At 71.1% G+C, this 17714-nt stretch carries 16 protein-coding genes; 10 read left to right on the forward strand and 6 right to left on the reverse strand.

Annotation, left to right across the window (positions count from 1 at the left end):
- Position 1 precedes the first annotated feature (1 nt).
- Complete coding sequence (locus ACT26F_RS04715; protein ID WP_471669336.1) at positions 2 to 1060, forward strand: alcohol dehydrogenase catalytic domain-containing protein; 1059 nt, start codon at positions 2 to 4, stop codon at positions 1058 to 1060.
- Here the strand turns inward: ACT26F_RS04715 and ACT26F_RS04720 are convergent.
- Together ACT26F_RS04720 and ACT26F_RS04725 are read right to left on the reverse strand one after the other, a co-directional pair.
- On the reverse strand, positions 1023 to 1460 hold the full coding sequence (locus ACT26F_RS04720; protein WP_471669337.1) for a VOC family protein: 438 nt from the start codon (positions 1458 to 1460) through the stop codon (positions 1023 to 1025). The genes ACT26F_RS04715 and ACT26F_RS04720 overlap by 38 nt on opposite strands.
- Before the next feature lie 55 nt (positions 1461 to 1515).
- The gene (locus tag ACT26F_RS04725; protein WP_471669338.1) at positions 1516 to 2721 is read right to left on the reverse strand and encodes an HNH endonuclease signature motif containing protein; all 1206 of its coding nucleotides are present in this window, start codon (positions 2719 to 2721) and stop codon (positions 1516 to 1518) included.
- 123 nt (positions 2722 to 2844) lie between these two features.
- Between ACT26F_RS04725 and arr the strand changes: the two genes are divergently transcribed.
- Positions 2845 to 3252 (forward strand): NAD(+)--rifampin ADP-ribosyltransferase, encoded by a 408-nt coding sequence (arr, locus tag ACT26F_RS04730; protein WP_471669339.1) that lies wholly within the window; start codon positions 2845 to 2847, stop codon positions 3250 to 3252.
- Between the two features lie 21 nt (positions 3253 to 3273).
- Here arr and ACT26F_RS04735 read toward each other — a convergent pair whose 3' ends face one another.
- Positions 3274 to 3747 carry a methyltransferase family protein gene (locus tag ACT26F_RS04735; protein WP_471669340.1) on the reverse strand — a complete coding sequence of 158 codons (474 nt, stop codon included), beginning with the start codon at positions 3745 to 3747 and terminating at the stop codon, positions 3274 to 3276.
- Positions 3748 to 3831: 84 nt separating this feature from the next.
- Here ACT26F_RS04735 and ACT26F_RS04740 point away from each other — a divergent pair, with 84 nt between their 5' ends.
- Positions 3832 to 4422, forward strand: coding sequence for a hypothetical protein (locus ACT26F_RS04740; protein ID WP_471669341.1), 591 nt, complete (start codon positions 3832 to 3834; stop codon positions 4420 to 4422).
- On the opposite strand, the gene ACT26F_RS04745 is transcribed toward ACT26F_RS04740, so the two are convergent.
- Positions 4413 to 4934, reverse strand: coding sequence for a metallophosphoesterase family protein (locus ACT26F_RS04745; protein ID WP_471669342.1), 522 nt, complete (start codon positions 4932 to 4934; stop codon positions 4413 to 4415). The genes ACT26F_RS04740 and ACT26F_RS04745 overlap by 10 nt on opposite strands.
- Before the next feature lie 101 nt (positions 4935 to 5035).
- On the opposite strand from ACT26F_RS04745, the gene pyrR reads away from it, so the two are divergent.
- From pyrR to pyrF, 6 genes are read left to right on the forward strand one after another with little or no spacing between them, the layout of a single operon-like run.
- The gene (gene pyrR / locus ACT26F_RS04750; RefSeq protein ID WP_471669343.1) at positions 5036 to 5593 is read left to right on the forward strand and encodes a bifunctional pyr operon transcriptional regulator/uracil phosphoribosyltransferase PyrR; all 558 of its coding nucleotides are present in this window, start codon (positions 5036 to 5038) and stop codon (positions 5591 to 5593) included.
- Positions 5590 to 6522: an aspartate carbamoyltransferase catalytic subunit gene (locus ACT26F_RS04755; RefSeq protein ID WP_471669344.1), complete on the forward strand. Its 933-nt coding sequence runs from the start codon at positions 5590 to 5592 to the stop codon at positions 6520 to 6522. Before pyrR ends, ACT26F_RS04755 begins: the two co-directional genes overlap by 4 nt.
- Positions 6519 to 7796 (forward strand): dihydroorotase, encoded by a 1278-nt coding sequence (locus ACT26F_RS04760; RefSeq protein WP_471669345.1) that lies wholly within the window; start codon positions 6519 to 6521, stop codon positions 7794 to 7796. Before ACT26F_RS04755 ends, ACT26F_RS04760 begins: the two co-directional genes overlap by 4 nt.
- Positions 7793 to 8929: a glutamine-hydrolyzing carbamoyl-phosphate synthase small subunit gene (gene carA, locus ACT26F_RS04765; protein ID WP_471669346.1), complete on the forward strand. Its 1137-nt coding sequence runs from the start codon at positions 7793 to 7795 to the stop codon at positions 8927 to 8929. The genes ACT26F_RS04760 and carA overlap by 4 nt, the downstream gene beginning before the upstream one ends.
- A complete protein-coding gene (gene carB / locus ACT26F_RS04770; RefSeq protein WP_471669347.1) occupies positions 8929 to 12243 on the forward strand; it encodes a carbamoyl-phosphate synthase large subunit in 3315 nt (1104 codons plus the stop codon). Before carA ends, carB begins: the two co-directional genes overlap by 1 nt.
- Positions 12240 to 13061, forward strand: coding sequence for an orotidine-5'-phosphate decarboxylase (gene pyrF / locus ACT26F_RS04775; protein WP_471669348.1), 822 nt, complete (start codon positions 12240 to 12242; stop codon positions 13059 to 13061). The genes carB and pyrF overlap by 4 nt, the downstream gene beginning before the upstream one ends.
- On the opposite strand, the gene ACT26F_RS04780 is transcribed toward pyrF, so the two are convergent.
- Entirely contained in the window at positions 13033 to 13449 is a 417-nt protein-coding gene (locus ACT26F_RS04780; protein WP_471669349.1) for a hypothetical protein, read from the reverse strand. The genes pyrF and ACT26F_RS04780 overlap by 29 nt on opposite strands.
- 127 nt (positions 13450 to 13576) lie before the next feature.
- Between ACT26F_RS04780 and ACT26F_RS04785 the strand changes: the two genes are divergently transcribed.
- Positions 13577 to 15253 (forward strand): type III PLP-dependent enzyme, encoded by a 1677-nt coding sequence (locus tag ACT26F_RS04785; protein ID WP_471669350.1) that lies wholly within the window; start codon positions 13577 to 13579, stop codon positions 15251 to 15253.
- 9 nt (positions 15254 to 15262) lie between these two features.
- Here the strand turns inward: ACT26F_RS04785 and ACT26F_RS04790 are convergent, their stop codons facing one another.
- Positions 15263 to 17707, reverse strand: a complete 2445-nt coding sequence (locus ACT26F_RS04790) for a CHAT domain-containing protein (RefSeq protein ID WP_471669351.1) — start codon at positions 17705 to 17707, stop codon at positions 15263 to 15265.
- Positions 17708 to 17714 lie beyond the last annotated feature (7 nt).

The raw sequence follows: 17714 nt of genomic DNA on the forward strand, positions 1-17714 counted from the left end.
GATGCGCGCACTCGTCCTCGACGCTGCTCGAGCCCAGCCGGTCGTCCGAGACGTCCCCGAGCCGATCGCACCCGACGGTGGCGTCGTCGTCCGGGTGGTCGCGACGGGCCTGTGCCGCAGCGACTGGCACGCGTGGGCCGGCCATGACGACGGCGTCGTCTTTCCCCACGTGCCGGGCCATGAGTTGGCCGGCGAACTGGTGGAGATCGGTCCCGGAGTGACCCGGTGGAAGGTCGGCGACCGCGTCACGGTCCCGTTCGTCGCCGGCTGCGGGACGTGCCAGTGGTGCCTCGCCGGTGACGCGCAGGTCTGTCCCGACCAGGAGCAGCCCGGCTTCACCTACTGGGGCTCGTTCGCCGAACTCGTGGTCGTGCACGCCGCGGACACCAACCTCGTGCGGATCCCGGAGTCGGTCGAGTTCGGCACCGCAGCCGCCCTGGGCTGCCGGTTCGCGACCGCGTACCGCGCCCTCGTCGGCCGTGCCCGCGTCACCGAGGGCGAGTGGGTCACGGTGGTGGGCGCCGGGGGAGTGGGACTGAGCTCGGTCATGATCGCCCGAGCGCTCGGCGCCCGGGTCATCGCCGTCGACCGGAACCCCGAGGCGCTCGCCGTCGCCGCGAACCTCGGTGCCGAGCACACCCTGCTCGCCGACGGTCGGGACCTTCCCGGGGCGGTCGCTGAGCTCACCGGCGGTGGCAGTCACGTCGCGATCGACGCCGTCGGCAGCGAGCAGACCTGCGCCGAGGCGATCCTCGGCCTCCGCCGCCGTGGTCGGCTCGCCCAGGTGGGCCTGCTCCCGGCTGTCGAAGGGCACCCGCGTGTCCCGATGGAGCGGGTCATCGGGTGGGAGCTCGACCTGCTCGGTAGTCACGGCATGGCGGCCGCGGACTACCCGGGGATGCTGGCGCTGATCGAGCAGGGCGCGCTGCAGCCCGAGCGCCTCATCGAGCGCACCATCGGCCTGGACGACGCCGCGGTCCTGCTGCCGGCCTTCGACCGGGCGAAGGTCGCCGGCATGACAATCATCGACCCTGCAGCTCCTGGGCGAGCATCACGATGATGCCGCTCGGCCCACGGACGTACGTGAGCTTGTAGATGTCCTCGTAGGTCGCCACCCCACGGAGCGGGTGGCATCCGTGCCGCGCGGCGATCCGGAGAGCCTCGTCGATGTCGTCGACGGAGAAGGCCACCCGGTGCATGCCGATCTCGTTCGGCCGGGTGGGCTTGGTGTCGATGGCGTCGGGATGGATGTACTCGAAGAGCTCCAGTCGACCGTGACCGTCCGGTGTCTGGAGCATGGCGATCTTGGCGTGATTGCCGTCGAGGTCCACCGCCGTGTCGGCCCACTCGCCGCTCACGGTGTCCCGGCCGAGGACCGTGAGCCCGAGGTCGGTGAAGAAGGCGATCGTCGCTTCGATGTCGCGCACCGCGATGCCGACGTTCTCGAGTTTGATGGGCATGCTCCGCACGCTACCGAGATGCGGCGACGTGCACACCCGGCAAACCTGATCGAGGTCACGCGGCCCGATTCGGGTCGACGAGATCGAGTTCGATGATGATCGGCGGGCGCGGCAGGTAGCGCTCGGTGTGCAGGACACGTGTGTCGAGGTGGCGGTCGTCGAGGTGGCCGTGGCTCTTCATGTTGTGGTGCTTTCGGCACAGGCATCTGAGGTTGCTGCCGGTGGTCTGGCCGCCGGAGTCGTAGGCCTTGGCGTGGTCGAGGTCGGTGTCGTGGACGGGGGCTCGGCAGCCGGTGACGCGGCAGGTGCCGTCTCTCCAGCGGAGCGCTTGTCTGAGTGATTCGGGTGGTCGGTAGGCCAGAACGGTGGTGTCGAGGACCTGTCCGACGGGGTCGAGGACGAGTCGTCGGAGCACGGTGTGTTCGGACTCGGCGAGTTCGCGGACCCAGTCGGCGGTGACGGCTTCGTCGCCGTCACGGGTGATCCCCGGTCCGTCGGTCAGCCCGATCAGGTCGGTCGCGGCGATGCTGATGGCGATCTCGGCACGAATGTCGGTCGCGGTGCCGGTGCAGGAGGTCAGCCAGTGGCCGATCAGGTCGGCCTGCTTCTGGTCGCGGGTCCGCCGATCCCGCTCCCCGGTCTCCGGATCGTGCTTGGGCAGTGCTTTCGCGGCGCGGCGGAGTCGGTCAGCGACGGCGATCGCGACCCCGGTGGGCAGTAGCGCGTTCAACCAGCTGGTGCCGTCATCGTTGTGGGTCACCGACACCCTGCGGTCCTCGACGGCCTTCGTCGTCTCGACAGCGACCTCGTCGGGTTCGATCCGGGCCCGGAACCGGCGCAGCCAGGATCGCAGTTCGGCGACCGTGTGCGTCGCGGCGTACTCCGGAGCGCTGTGCTCCAGCAGGGTCCAGGACTCGCGTCGGGCGAGTCGGGCGGCGGTCTGCGCGATCGCCGCGACCCGGTCCGCGTCCAGATCCCCGGCCCGGAACGCATCCCAGACCGAGGGTGTCCGTTCGTGGATCGTCTCGGCCTCGTGGACCATCGCCCAGATCCGGTTCTCGCTGACGTGCAACGCCTGCGCCAGATCGAGCGTCACCTCGCGACGCGCCAACTCCTTGGACAGCACGATCTCGTCGGTCCGGTCGATCTTCCCCACCTGTGCGGCGTGACGGTTCGCGACGAACGCCCACTCGGCGAACTCCGCCTGCGCCCGCACCCGACGCACGATCTCGCACGTCGCCGCCACGACCCCCGAACCCATGCACCCAATCTAGTGAGCCCCACCGACAGAAACCCATCACGCCGACCCATCGGCCGCACCGCGATCATCTGCGCCGCAGCGACGCCGTGTCGACATGCACACCGGGCGACCTAGGCTGGTCGGGTGAGCGAGGCACTGGACGAGGGACCGTTCTTCCATGGCACGAAGGCCGACCTGCGGGAGGGCGACCTCCTCACGGCGGGTTTCCGCTCGAACTACCGTCCCGAAATCGTGATGAACCACATCTACTTCACCGCGCTCGTCGCGGGCGCCGGGCTGGCTGCGGAGCTCGCTCCCGGCGACCGGGAGCCGCGCGTCTACGTCGTGGAGCCGGTGGGGGACTTCGAGAACGACCCGAACGTGACCGACAAGAAGTTCCCCGGCAACCCGACGCGGTCCTACCGCAGCCGCGACCCGCTCCGGGTCGTCCGCGAGGTCACCGACTGGCCTCGCCTCACCCCCGAGGCGCTCCAGGCCTGGCGCGAGCGCCTCGCCGTGCTCGAGTCCGAGCGCGCCGAGATCATCAACTGACGCAGGGGCGAGGCGGCGGGCTCACAGCCAGCGCCGCACCCGGCGCGCATAGTCGTCGTACGGTGCACCGAACCGCTCGTGCAGGAAGCGCTCCTCGGGCAGGATCGCACCCCACAGGACGAGCAGCACCGCGCACGGGAAGAGCACCAGACCCCAGAACGTCGGGGCCAGCAGCGCGAGTCCGAGGTAGAGCGCGAGCAGGCCGACGTACAGCGGATTGCGCGAGAGCCGAAACGGACCCTCCTCGATGAGCGCGAGCGTCTCCTGACCGGGCAGGAGTCCGGTCTCGTGCCGGTTGAACAGCCACAGCGACCAGCCGTTCCAGGCGGCGAAGAAGAGCACCAGAGCCCACCCGAGCGGTGCGCGCCACTGCTCACCGAACTCCACCGGGTCTCCCCACGTCACCGTGGCCAACCAGCCGACGACCAGCGGCGCACCGATCGCCACCGGCGGCCAGAGCCGGAACTCGACGGGCGCGCCTGATCCGCGCTCCATGACCTCATTGTCGGGCCGTTCGGGCTATTGCGTCACCACGTGGGCGGGTGGACGCTTACGACACCGACGAGTACGGGAGGCAGCGTGACCGATCGACTCACAGAACTCCTGGCGAAGATGACGACGGCCCAGGAGAAGTCGCTCAGGCGTCAGCAGCAGGTGAACGAGGCCGTCAACAACTCCTTGGCCGGGGGCCTCGGCGGCCTGGCGGGAGTGGCGGACGCCCTGGACCAGCTCAGGCAGAGCCCGAATGCGTATCCGCAGGTTCCCAACGAGGGAGCGCGCCAACAGGCATTGGCCGCGCTCGCCCAGGCGCAGCTGGACGCGACGCATCGCAATGCGCACGTGGCGAACGCCGTGAATGCGGGCGTCGTCGCGGGGGCCCAGGGCATCGCCGACGTCGCGGCGGGGGTCCGGCAGTTGGCCGCGGCGCCGGCAGCGACCCCGGAGGCCCTTCCGCCGGACCAATGGGCGGCGGCGCAGCGTTCGGATCGGCTGATGGCGGCGCTCCGGGCGGCCAAGACCGCGGGCGGTGACGACCCACTCACGGCGCTGGGCGACGAGCCCCAGCCGGTGTTCGCGCCTCCTGCCGTGCCCGCGCCGGCGCCGCAGCCGGCACCCGTCGTGCACGTCTGTCCGACGTGCCAGGGCAGCGGTCGGATCGTCTACCGCTGACCGCGTGTCCTCGGCGGCAGCTCGTGCAGGACGAGCTCGCTGATCGTTCCCGCGTCCACGACCGCCGTCATGTACGTGCAGAACGGCTGACGCCGACGATCGGTGAGGGAGCCGGGGTTCAGCAGGCGCAGCCCCGAGACGGCGGTCGTGTCCCAGGGGATGTGGCTGTGGCCGAAGACGAGCACGTCGTCGTCGGGGTAGAGGGCGGCACAGCGCTCCTCGCGGCCCTGCGCCGCACCGGTCTCGTGGACGACGGCGATGCGCAGGCCCTCGATCTCGGTACGGGCGACCTCGGGGAGGCGCTCGCGCAGGACTCCGTGGTCGTTGTTGCCGTACACGGCGACGAGTTCCCGTGAGCGTGACTCGAGTTCGTCGAGCAGGCTGACGTCGACCCAGTCGCCGGCGTGGATGACCACGTCCGCCGCCTCGACCGCGTCCCACACCTGCTCGGGCAACTCCCGGGCCCGCTTGGGCACGTGTGTGTCGGCGATGAGCAGCAGTCGGGTGGCCATGGAGACAGTCAACCGCCTCCCGGTCACCCGAGCCCGACTGATAACCTCGGTCCGAACCATCCTTTAACCACCGTCCCGTGAGGCGGAGAAGGGGGTGAGGCATGAGCATGCCTGCATCTGCGATGTCCCGGACCGTCATGGACGGCACTGACATCTCCCGCGCGTTGACGCGCATCACCCACGAGATCCTCGAGAAGAATCGCGACGCCTCCTCGCTGCTGATCCTGGGGATCCCCACCCGAGGCGTCGACCTCGCCCAGCGGATCGCCGCGAAGCTCACCGAGGTCGAGGGCACGCCGGTCACGGCGGGCTCGCTCGACGTCACGATGTACCGCGACGACCTGCGGATGAAGGCCCCGCGGGCCCTCGAGCACACCGACGTCCCCGACGACATCGACGGCCGCGTGGTCGTGCTCGTCGACGACGTCCTGATGAGCGGCCGCACGATCCGGGCCGCGCTGGACGCGCTCGGCGACCTGGGCCGGCCCAAGGCCGTGCAGCTGGCCGTGCTGGTCGACCGGGGCCACCGCGAGCTGCCCATCCGCGCCGACTTCGTCGGCAAGAACCTGCCGACGTCGCTCGCCGAGAAGGTCCGCGTGCGGCTCGCCGCGCACGACGGCGGCGACGACTCCGTGAGCATCGAAGGAGGAGTCGCGTGAAGCACCTGCTCAGCGCCGGCGACCTCAGCCGCGACGAGGCGACCAGGATCCTCGACACCGCCGAGGAGCTGCTCAGCGTCGCCAAGCGGCCGATCAAGAAGCTGCCCACCCTGCGCGGGCGCACGATCGTCAACCTGTTCTTCGAGGACTCGACCCGCACCCGGATCAGCTTCGAGGCGGCGGCCAAGCGCCTGTCGGCCGACGTCATCAACTTCAGCGCCAAGGGCTCCAGCGTCAGCAAGGGCGAGAGCCTCAAGGACACCGCGCTGACCCTGCAGGCGATGGGCGCCGACGCGGTCGTGATCCGCCACCACGCCTCCGGCGCCCCGCACCGCCTCGCCACCTCCGAGTGGACCAAGGGCGCCGTGGTCAACGCCGGCGACGGCACCCACGAGCACCCCACGCAGGCCCTGCTCGACGCCTTCACCATGCGCTCGCGCCTGGGCGACCTCGAGGGCAAGAACGTCACGATCGTGGGCGATGTCCTGCACAGCCGGGTCGCCCGGTCGAACGCGCTGCTGCTCCACACGCTCGGCGCGAACGTCACGCTCGTCGCCCCGCCGACGCTGCTGCCGGTCGGCGTCGAGACGTGGCCGGTCGAGACCTCCTACGACTTCGACTCCGCACTGGAGAAGGCGGACGCGGTCATGATGCTGCGGGTCCAGCGCGAGCGGATGAACGCCTCGTTCTTCCCCAGCGCCCGCGAGTACAGCCGCCGCTACGGCCTGGACGTGGCCCGGATGAACCGGATGCCCGAGCACGCGATCGTCATGCATCCCGGCCCGATGAACCGTGGCATGGAGATCAACGCCGACGTCGCCGACAGCGTCCGATCGGTCATCGTCGAACAGGTCACCAACGGTGTGGCCGTCCGCATGGCGGTGCTGTACCTGCTGCTGGGCGGCGCCACCGAGGAGGAGAACGCATGAGCACGGTCATCACGAACGCCCGCATCCTCGGCGAGGACGTCGCCGACATCCTGATCGAGGACGGCGTCATCACGCAGATCGGCACCGGCCTGACCGGCGACGAGACCGTCGACGCCGACGGCCTGATCGCCCTGCCGGGCCTCGTCGACCTGCACACGCACCTGCGCGAGCCCGGACGCGAGGACGCCGAGACCGTCCTGACCGGCACGCAGGCCGCCGCCCGGGGCGGGTTCACGTGCGTCTTCGCGATGGCCAACACCGAGCCCGTCGCCGACACGGCCGGCGTCGTCGAGCAGGTCTGGCGGCTCGGCCGCGAGCACGGCTACGCCGACGTCCAGCCGATCGGCGCCGTCACCGTCGGTCTGGCGGGGGAGCGGCTCGCCGAACTCGGCGCGATGGCGGACTCCGCCGCCCAGGTCCGGGTCTTCAGCGACGACGGCAAGTGCGTCAGCGACGCCGTCCTGATGCGCCGCGCCCTGGAGTACGTCAAGGCGTTCGACGGGGTCGTCGCCCAGCACGCGCAGGAGCCCCGGCTGACCGAGGGTGCCCAGATGAACGAGGGCCCGCTGTCAGGCGAGCTCGGCCTCACCGGCTGGCCCGCCGTTGCCGAGGAGGCGATCATCGCCCGCGACGTGCTGCTGGCCGAGCACGTCGGGTCGCGCCTGCACGTGTGCCACCTGTCGACGCGCGGCTCGGTCGAGATCGTGCGCTGGGCCAAGAGCCGCGGCATCGACGTCACGGCCGAGGTCACGCCGCACCACCTGCTGCTCGACGACGAGCTCGTCCGCAGCTACGACCCGATCTTCAAGGTCAACCCGCCGCTGCGCAGCAAGGACGACGTCCTCGCGGTCCGCGAGGGCCTGGCCGACGGCACGATCGACATCGTCGCCACGGACCACGCCCCGCACCCCATGGAGGACAAGGAGTGCGAGTGGCAGGCCGCGGCCTTCGGCATGATCGGCCTCGAGACCGCGCTGTCGATCGTCCAGCAGACGATGGTCGACACCGGCGCCCTCACGTGGGCCCGCGTGGCCGAGACGATGAGCGCCAACCCGGCCCGGATCGGCCGCGTCGCCACGCACGGCCGCCCGCTCGCGGTCGGCGAGCCCGCCCACATCGTCCTGTACGACCCGTCGGCCACCCGCACCGTCGAGCCGGCCGACACCGCGAGCCTGTCGCGCAACACCCCCTACGCCGGTCGGGAGCTCCCCGGCCGGGTGGTCGCGACGTTCCTCGCCGGCAAGCCCACCGTCCTGGAAGGAAAGCTGCAGTGACCGAAGCAATCCTCGTGCTCGAGGACGGCCGCACGTTCCGCGGCCGCTCCTACGGCGCCACCGGAACGACGATCGCCGAGATCGTCTTCAACACCGGCATGACCGGCTACCAGGAGACGCTCACCGACCCGTCGTACCGCGGCCAGATCGTCACCATGACGGCGCCGCACATCGGCAACACGGGCGCCAACGCCGAGGACTTCGAGTCCCGGCAGGTGTGGGTCGAGGGCTACGTCGTGCGCGATCCGGCACGCCGGTCCTCGAACTGGCGCGCCGACCGCACGCTCGACGAGCTGCTCGCCGACCACGGCGTCGTCGGCATCAGCGACGTCGACACCCGCGCCCTGACCCGCCACCTGCGCGAGCGCGGCTCGATGCGCGCCGGGATCAGCACCGAGGTCCTCGACCCCGAAGCGCTGCTGGCGCAGGTCCAGGCCGCGCCCGCGATGACCGGCTCGAACTACCTCGCCGACGTCACCGTCCCCGAGGCCTACGTCGTGCCCGCGGTGGGCGAGAAGCGCTTCACCGTCGCCGCGCTCGACCTCGGCATCAAGGGCATGACCCCCAAGCTGATGGCCCAGCGTGGCATCGAGGTGCACGTCCTGCCCGCCGACGCGACGCTCGACGACGTCCTCGCGACGCAGCCCGACGGCGTGTTCATGTCGAACGGACCCGGCGACCCCGGCACGGCCGACCACCAGGTCGCGCTGGTCCGGGCCGTCCTGGACCGCGGCATCCCGTACTTCGGGATCTGCCTGGGCAACCAGATCTTCGGTCGCGCGCTCGGCCGCGGCACGTACAAGCTCAAGTACGGTCACCGCGGCGTGAACCAGCCGGTCCAGGACCGCACGACGGGCAAGGTCGAGATCACGGCGCACAACCACGGCTTCGCCGTCGACGCGCCGCTCGACACCGACTTCGAGACGCCCTACGGCCCGGCCCACGTCACGCACGTCGGCCTGAACGACGACGTCGTCGAGGGCATCGCCCTGCGGGAGCGCCCCGGCTTCAGCGTCCAGTACCACCCGGAGGCCGCCGCGGGTCCGCACGACGCCGGCTACCTCTTCGACCGCTTCGCCGACCTCATGTCCGTGACGAAATCCGCGAACCTGACCCAGGGAGGTCACGCCTGATGCCGAAGCGCACCGACATCAAGTCCATTCTCGTCATCGGCTCCGGCCCGATCGTCATCGGCCAGGCCTGCGAGTTCGACTACTCCGGCACCCAGGCCTGCCGCGTCCTGCGCGCCGAGGGAATCCGCGTGATCCTCGTCAACAGCAACCCGGCGACGATCATGACCGACCCCGAGTTCGCCGACGCGACCTACGTCGAGCCGATCACCCCGGAGTACGTCGAGAAGGTCATCGCCGCGGAGCGTCCCGACGCGCTGCTGGCGACCCTCGGCGGCCAGACCGCCCTGAACTGCGCGATGCAGCTGGACGAGGCCGGGATCCTCGAGAAGTACGGCGTCGAGCTGATCGGCGCGTCCATCGAGGCGATCGAGAAGGGCGAGAACCGCGAGACGTTCAAGGCGATCGTCGAGGGTCTGCCCGCCGAGTGGGGCGCCGAGGTGGCCCGCTCGGTCATCTGCCACTCGATGGACGACTGCCTCGCCGGCGTCGACGAGCTCGGCGGCTACCCGGTCGTCGTGCGTCCGTCGTTCACGATGGGCGGCTCGGGCAGCGGCCTGGCGTACAACGAGGCCGATCTGCACCGGATCGCCGGCAGCGGACTGGCGCTCAGCCCGACCACCGAGGTGCTCTTGGAGGAGTCGATCCTCGGCTGGAAGGAGTACGAGCTGGAGGTCATGCGCGACACCGCCGACAACGTCGTGATCGTGTGCTCGATCGAGAACCTCGACCCGATGGGCGTGCACACCGGTGACTCGATCACCGTGGCGCCCGCCATGACCCTCACCGACGTCGAGTACCAGCGCCTGCGCGACATCTCGATCGGTGTCATCCGCGAGGTCGGCGTCGACACGGGCGGCTGCAACATCCAGTTCGCGGTCAACCCCGAGGACGGCCGCATCGTCGTCATCGAGATGAACCCGCGCGTCTCGCGCTCGTCGGCGCTGGCCTCCAAGGCGACCGGCTTCCCGATCGCCAAGATCGCCGCCAAGGTCGCGATCGGCTACACCCTCGACGAGATCCCGAACGACATCACCGCCGAGACGCCGGCCAGCTTCGAGCCCACGCTCGACTATGTCGTCGTCAAGGTCCCGCGGTTCGCGTTCGAGAAGTTCCCGGCCGCCGACCCGACCCTCACGACGCACATGAAGTCCGTCGGCGAGGCGATGGCGATCGGCCGCAACTTCACCGAGGCGCTGCAGAAGGCGCTGCGGTCGCTCGAGCGCCCCGACGCGGTCTTCAGGTGGACGCAGGAGTGGCAGGACCTCGACAAGGCGGCCCTGCTCGACGCGGCCTCGGTCCCGCACGACGGCCGGCTCACGAAGGTCATGGACGCGCTGCGCGCCGGCGCGACCCCCGAGGAGGTCTTCGACGCCACGAAGATCGATCCGTGGTTCGTCGACCAGCTCGCGCTGCTCAACGAGGTCGCCGCCGAGCTGGCCGCGGCCGACCGGCTCACGCCCGAACTGCTGCGGCACGCGAAGCGGCACGGCTTCTCCGACCTCCAGATCGGCCGGATCCGCGGCCTGTCCGAGGACGTCGTGCGCGGCGTGCGGCATGCCCTCGGCGTCCGCCCGGTCTACAAGACGGTCGACACGTGCGCCGCCGAGTTCGCGGCGAAGACTCCGTACCACTACTCGTCCTACGACGAGGAGACCGAGATCGAGCCGCGCGAGCGCGAGGCCGTCATCATCCTCGGCTCCGGACCGAACCGGATCGGTCAGGGCATCGAGTTCGACTACTCGTGCGTCCACGCGTCCTTGGCCCTGTCCGAGGCGGGCTACGAGACCGTCATGGTCAACTGCAACCCCGAGACCGTCTCGACCGACTACGACACGAGCGACCGGCTGTACTTCGAGCCGCTGACGCTCGAGGACGTGCTCGAGGTGGTCAACGCCGAGACCCAGGCCGGCCCCGTGGCCGGAGTCATCGTCCAGCTCGGCGGTCAGACGCCGCTCGGTCTGGCCGCCGGTCTCAAGGCCGCGGGTGTGCCGATCGTCGGCACGCAGCCCGAGGCGATCGACCTCGCCGAGGAGCGCGGAGCGTTCGGCCAAGTGCTCGCCGAGGCCGGTCTGCCGGCGCCCAAGCACGGCACCGCCACGACGTTCGAGGGCGCCAAGCGGATCGCCGACGAGATCGGCTACCCCGTGCTCGTGCGTCCGTCGTACGTCCTCGGTGGTCGCGGCATGGAGATCGTCTACGACGAGGAGTCGCTCTCGACCTACATCGAGAACGCCACCGAGGTCTCGCACGACCGTCCCGTCCTGGTCGACCGGTTCCTCGACGACGCCGTCGAGATCGACGTCGATGCGCTGTTCGACGGTGAGGAGCTGTTCCTCGGCGGCGTCATGGAGCACATCGAGGAGGCCGGCGTGCACTCCGGCGACTCGGCGTGCGCGCTGCCGCCGATCACGCTCGGCCGGCTCGAGATCGACAAGATCCGCGCCTCCACCGAGGCGATCGCCCGTGGCGTGGGCGTGCGCGGCCTGATCAACATCCAGTTCGCGCTCAGCTCGGACACGGTCTACGTGCTCGAGGCCAACCCGCGCGCCTCGCGCACCGTCCCGTTCGTCTCCAAGGCTACGGCGACCCAGCTGGCCAAGGCCGCGGCCCGACTCATGCTCGGCGAGTCGATCGCCGAGCTGCGCGCGGCCGGCGTCCTGCCGGCCGAGGGCGACGGCGGCCACCTGCCCGCGACCGCGCCGATCGCGGTCAAGGAGGCGGTCATGCCGTTCAACCGGTTCCGCACCTACGAGGGTCGCTACGTCGACACGCTGCTGGGTCCGGAGATGCGCTCGACCGGCGAGGTCATGGGTATCGACGCGACCTTCGGCTCGGCGTTCGCCAAGAGCCAGTCGGCCGCCGGCGCGGCGAACGGTCTGCCCACGTCGGGCAAGGTGTTCGTCTCGGTCGCCAACCGCGACAAGCGGCACATGATCTTCCCGATCAAGCGGCTGGCCGACCTGGGCTTCGAGATCCTCGCGACGAGCGGCACGGCCGAGGTGCTGGAGCGCAACGGGGTCAAGGCCACGGTGCTGCGCAAGCTGCACGAGGACGACGCCGCAGGCAGCACGGTCGTCGAGAAGATCCACGAGCGTGACGTCCAGTTGATCGTCAACACCCCGCACGGACTCACCAGCGGCGCCAACGCCCGCGTCGACGGGTACGAGATCCGCACCGCGGCGGTCGCCGAGGGCATCCCGTGCCTGACCACCGTGCAGGCGCTCGCGGCGGCGGTGCAGGGCATCGAGGCCGAGATCGCCGGCAGCATCGGCGTCCGCTCGCTGCAGTCGTGGGGCGAGGCGGTGTCCCGGTGAGCTTCGGCAGCCGCGCCCATGTGGCGATGCAGGCGTACGGTCCGCTGTGCGTCGGCATCGACCCGCACGCGCACCTGCTCGAGCAGTGGGGGCTCGACGACTCGCTCGACGGCCTCGACCGGTTCGCCGCCACGTGCGTCGAGGCGTTCGCCGGCAAGGTCGCGTTCGTCAAGCCGCAGTCGGCGTTCTTCGAGCGCTTCGGCGCGGCCGGCGTCGCGATCCTCGAGCGCACGCTGCAGGACCTGCGGCACACGGGCACGCTGACGATCCTCGACGTCAAGCGTGGCGACATCGGCTCGACGGCCGCCGCCTACGCCGAGGCCTACCTCGACGAGGATGCGCCGATGGCCGCCGACGCGATCACGGTCAGCCCGTACCTGGGGTTCGGCTCGCTGACGCCGTTCTTCGCGACGGCGGAGAAGAACGACGCGGGCCTGTTCGTGCTCGCGTTCACGTCGAACCCCGAGGCCACGCTGTTCCAGAACGCCGACGCGGCCGGCACGTCCGTCGGTCGCCGGGTCCTCGCGGAGCTGTCCGCAGCCAACGCGGCGGACGAGCCGATGGGCTCCTACGGCGCCGTGATCGGTGCGACCGTCGCCGGGATCGACGCGGACGCACTCGACTTCAACGGGCCGATCCTCGTGCCGGGGTTCGGGGCCCAGGGCGGCACGGTCGACGACCTGCGCCGGCTGTTCGGGGGAGTGCTCGACCGGATCGTGCCGTCGACCTCGCGCGACGTCCTGGCCAAGGGGCCCGACGTGATCACGCTGCGCGCCGCCGCGGCCGCGGTCAACGACTCGCTGTCGATGCTGCGCTGAGACGCTCCGCGAGCGTCCTCACCAGCAGCCGGGCGAGGGTCAGGGTGACGGCCAGCCCCGTCACGGCCCAGAACCCGCCGAGGCTCACGGCGTCGCCGAACAGCAGTGCCGTCAGTTCGATCAGCAGGAGCTTGCTGCCCGGCATCACGAGCACGAGCAGCGCCGCCGACCCGATCCGCCGAGGCACGTCGGAGGCCGCACGCACCCGCCCGACGATGCGCTTCTTGAGGTGCAGCACGATCTCCAGCACGACCTTGAGCAGGACGGCCGTCAGGATCGTCAGCGGCAGCGACTCGGTGATGACCTGCGGGAACACGGCCACGAAGAACGCGAGCACGGCGGCGTAGACGAGTACGTCGAGCGCATCGAGGGCCGTCGGTCGTGTCACGGGTCGAGCGTAGACGTGGAACGACGCCGGGTAGTGGGAGATACCACCCGGCGTCGCACCGGTTACGAGACCAGAGTGCACCGACAGATACACGTATCGCCACCCCCTTTCGCGGCTCTTCGGAGGCATGCGTCCCCTCGCCGTCCTGCTGCACCTCGTGCGGCGCTACCTGCCTGCCGAGATCGCCGGGACCCTGACGATGCTCGGGGCGTGCCTGTTCGTGGCCCGGTGGGACGACGGAGTCGTCACGATGGCGCTCGTGGGGATCGTGGCCGAGAGCGTCGGCTTCTACGGCGTCATCGGCGCCGGGATCGCCCGGGAGCAGCGGAGCCTGAGGCGCACCGCGCTGCTCCTGTGCGCCGAGTTCGGACCTGCGGAGATCGTCGACACCGTGACCCGCGCACCCGTCATGGCGCTCGCGGTGACGATGTTCGGTCCCACGTGGTTCGGGCTGCTGGCCGGCAAGGTCGCAGCCGACCTGGTCTTCTACGGCTTCGCGTCGAGCGCCTACTTCGTGACCCGGACCCGTGGCTGGCGGACGCCGCAGCCGGTCTCGGGAGAGCTGCGGTACCGCCGTGAGCAGGAGGCCCGCGACCTGCTCATCCGGCCCGACGTGCTGCGGTCGCTGGCCGAGCACGGGACGCCCCTGCTCGTCCTCGATCCGCAGGTCGTGCGCCGCCAGTACCGCCGGCTGCAGGAGGCGCTGCCGTACGTGCGCTTCCACTACGCCCTCAAGGCGCTCGCGCACCCGGCCGTCGTCTCGGCGATCGACGCCGAGGACGGCTGGTTCGACGTCGCGAGCAGTTCCGAGCTGCAGCTTCTGCAGGAACTCGGGATCGAGGCCGATCGCGTGATCCACACCCATCCGGTCAAGAGCGAGCGTGACGTCGCCGAGGCCGTCGCGGCCGGGGTGTCGACGTTCGTCGTCGACAGCGTCGACGAGCTGCGCAAGCTCGCGGGAGTCGCCGCCGGCCTGCGGGTGCTGGTCCGGCTCGCCTACCGCAACGCCGAGGCGTCCATCGACCTGTCGAGCAAGTTCGGCGTCGACCACGACGAGGCCGCACGGCTCGTGCGGACCGCGACGGCGATGGGCGTGCCCGTCGCCGGCTTCAGCTTCCACGTCGGCAGCCAGCTGGACGCCGTCGAGCCGTTCCGGCGCGCGGTCGCGCGGACCCTCGACCTGATGGACCGCCTCGAGCGCGAGGACGGCTGCGCGTTCTCCGTCCTCGACATCGGTGGCGGCTTCCCCGTCGACTACCGGACCGAGACCGTGACGATCGAGCAGATCGGCGCGGCCCTCGACCCGTTGCTGCGGCCTCGGGCGGCGCGACTGGAGATCCTCGCCGAGCCGGGACGGGTCGTGGTCGCCGACGCGATGACGCTGGTCGCCGGTGTCGTCGGCGTGGCCGATCGTGGCGGCCGGCGCTGGGTGCACCTCGACGACGGCGTCTACGGCAGCTGGTCGAACCTCGTGTTCGAGGGCATCGAGCCCATGCTGCTCAACTCGCCCGACCTCACCGAGGAGACCCGCCGGCGCGTGCGCACGACGCTCGCGGGACCGACGTGCGACAGCATCGACGTCCTCGGCCGCGACCTCGACCTGCCGGAGCTGCGCCCCGGCGACCTCGTCGTCAGTCCCACGATGGGTGCCTACTCGATCGTCACGGCGACCGAGTTCAACGGCCTCGGCCCCGCGCCCGTGCTCGTGCTGGGCGCCCCGACGGCACGCGTCGACAGGGGAGTCGACCAGCGCTGGCTGGCGCCCGTCGTGGACCTGGCGGCGTCCGGGGCCCGAGACCGGTAGGTCGATCCGTCACCAGCCCGCGCCGAAGCACACGAAGGACGTGGGCCGGTCGGCGGTCGCCTCGGCGAGGGCGACGCCCGGGGGAGTCCCGGAGGCCATCAGCCGGTGGACGTCCTGCAGGACCTCACAGGCCTCGTCGTCGGCGACGGCGGCAGGGGAGGCGATGACGCACCGAGCTCCGGCGTGCAGCCACGCGGTGACCATCCCGAGCGATTCCTCGGCCCAGCGCTGGGTCGACCGACCGACCTCGCACGCCGAGAGGATCACGACGTCGGGAACCTCCGAGAGCTGGTCCAGGTCGTAGCCGAACAGCGGACCGTCGTCGAGCAGCACCCCGGAGAACAGCGGGTTCTCGGCGGCATGGCGGCCGTGCGCGGACACGTGCAGCACGTCGACCCGGCCGGCGAGCTCCACGACCGCCGCAGCCGTCGCGTCGCCGTCGACGAGCACCGCCGAGCTCGGCCAGCGTGACGCCGACTGCTTGACCTCCTCGATCGCGCGGGCCACGTCGGGGCCCGCGACGAAGCCGATGCCCACGGGCGCCGGGAGGTCGCGGGTCTCCAGCCAGCGGGTCGCCGCGGAGGCGACCGTGAGCGGCCTGCCGACCAGTCCCGGCAGCATCGACCACGGCACTCCCGCGAGGATTCCCGCCTGGGTCAGGACCACCCGTCGATCACCGAGCAGCGGGAGCAGGGGAGCGACCAGGACGCCGGCGACGTCGGCGAGCCGTCGGTCGCGGCCCATGCGCACGACCCGGGCCATCGCCTCACCCTGTTCGCTGGCGCTCACGTCGAGGTCGGCGCGCAGACCACCGAGGAGTCGCGACAACGACTCCGACGGACCGAGGTCGACGACCTCCCGTGCGGCGTCGGTGACGACGAGGGCGTGCACCCGGTCGCGCCCGTCCCACAGGTAGCTGACGAGGGCCGTGTCGGAGCCGAGGGCTCCGACGATCTCGTCGAGGTCGGCGATCCGGTTCACCTCGCCCGACCCGGCACCGAGCCACGCCCGCTGACGGACGCGTTCGCGCAGCTCGGCGAGCCGGCGCGCCTCGCGGGTCCCGGCCTCGGGCTCGGTGACGGTCAGGGTCCGGATCTCGACCAGGTCCGCCGCGGCCTGGTCGTCCTTCGGCGGCCGGACCGGCACGACGCGGGTCGTCAGCGCCCGGGCCCGCTCGGACCACTCGAAGACCAGGCCCGGGGAGCCGTCCTGGAGGGCCAGCTGGATTCCGGTGGTGGCGACCTCGCGTCCGTGGCCGACGACCGAGCTCATCAGGTCGAGACTGCTGAACGAGGCCTGCCAGTCGTGCAGGAGCTCGAGTCCGGCGCGGAGGTGGCCGAGTGCATCGCGGCGCCGACCGATGAGCAGGCTCAGCTCGGCCTTGACGCGTCGCTCGAGCAGCCGCTCGGTCAGCGAGTCGCGGGAGTTGGTCCGACCACGCCTCAGGCGATCCCTCGCGATCTCCGCCCGTCCACTGCGCGCCGCGACGCGTGCGGCGTGCAGGTCGAGCAGCTGCGCCTCGTGCGACAGCATGGACGAGCGCAGCTCGAGCGCGACGGTGTCGGCGCGGGAGAACCATCGAGGCGGGACGTCGTTGCCGAGCGCCTCGCTCACGAGGTCGATCACGACCGAGCGGAGGGTCCAGCTCGGGCTTCCCAGCCGGCGGAACCGCGCGGCCGCGCGTCGGGCCAGGCGTCGGGCCTGCGCGATGTCGATCGTCAGCAACGCTCGCGCGGAGACGAACTCCGCCTCGGCCTGCATCTGCCGCAGGTGGTGCTGCGCGTGGACGGCGGCGCACTCGGTCAGCAGGGCGACGGCCTGCCGCGGCATGCCGGCCGCCAGGAGCGCTTCGGCGCGATCCTGGTCGAACACGGCGTTCAGCACGTCGGACCCGCCGGCGTCGCCTCGAGCCGCCTCCATGAGGGTCAGCGCCTTGACGAGGTTGCCCCGGCGCATCGCCGCGTACCCCTCGTTGTGCCGGGTCGAGGCGACGCCCAGGGTGTCGCCGTGCCGGGCGAAGCCCGCCCCGGCCTCGACGAAGTCCGCCTCGGCGGCTGGATACTGGCCCAGTCGCAGGCGCAGCACGCCGCGGTCGTTGAGCATGTTCGCGCGGTCGATGTCCGCCGGATCGAGTGCCTGGATGGACTGTCCGTAGAGCTCCAGCGCCAGTCGGTAGTTGCCGCGACGCTGGTGCAGGGTCGCCTCCTGGCTCGTGACCAGGGCGATGACGGAGGCGTCGTCCGTGACCTCTCGGGCCTGACGGCACAGGTCGAGCCCGCCGTCCGCGTCACCGAGTTCGGCGGTCACCAGCGCGAGCGTGATGAGGATCCGGGCGGTGCGCTCGGGATCGGGTTGCCGCCTCAGTGCCGACTGGAGATCACGCCGCGCCGCGCCGAACCGACCGGCGTGCATGTGCGACTTGCCGCGTTGGTGGAGTTCTGCGGCGGTGGGCATGGCCCTA

The organism is Aeromicrobium sp. SP1, from assembly GCF_055663785.1.

Coding starts and splice junctions, on each gene's coding strand:
- ACT26F_RS04715 (WP_471669336.1), top strand. CDS start 2: ATGCGCGCACTCGTCCTCGACGCTGCTCGAGCCCAGCCGGTCGTCCGA.
- ACT26F_RS04720 (WP_471669337.1), bottom strand. CDS start 1,460: ATGCCCATCAAACTCGAGAACGTCGGCATCGCGGTGCGCGACATCGAA.
- ACT26F_RS04725 (WP_471669338.1), bottom strand. CDS start 2,721: ATGGGTTCGGGGGTCGTGGCGGCGACGTGCGAGATCGTGCGTCGGGTG.
- ACT26F_RS04735 (WP_471669340.1), bottom strand. CDS start 3,747: ATGGAGCGCGGATCAGGCGCGCCCGTCGAGTTCCGGCTCTGGCCGCCG.
- ACT26F_RS04745 (WP_471669342.1), bottom strand. CDS start 4,934: ATGGCCACCCGACTGCTGCTCATCGCCGACACACACGTGCCCAAGCGG.
- pyrR (WP_471669343.1), top strand. CDS start 5,036: ATGAGCATGCCTGCATCTGCGATGTCCCGGACCGTCATGGACGGCACT.
- ACT26F_RS04760 (WP_471669345.1), top strand. CDS start 6,519: ATGAGCACGGTCATCACGAACGCCCGCATCCTCGGCGAGGACGTCGCC.
- carB (WP_471669347.1), top strand. CDS start 8,929: ATGCCGAAGCGCACCGACATCAAGTCCATTCTCGTCATCGGCTCCGGC.
- ACT26F_RS04785 (WP_471669350.1), top strand. CDS start 13,577: ATGCGTCCCCTCGCCGTCCTGCTGCACCTCGTGCGGCGCTACCTGCCT.
- ACT26F_RS04790 (WP_471669351.1), bottom strand. CDS start 17,707: ATGCCCACCGCCGCAGAACTCCACCAACGCGGCAAGTCGCACATGCAC.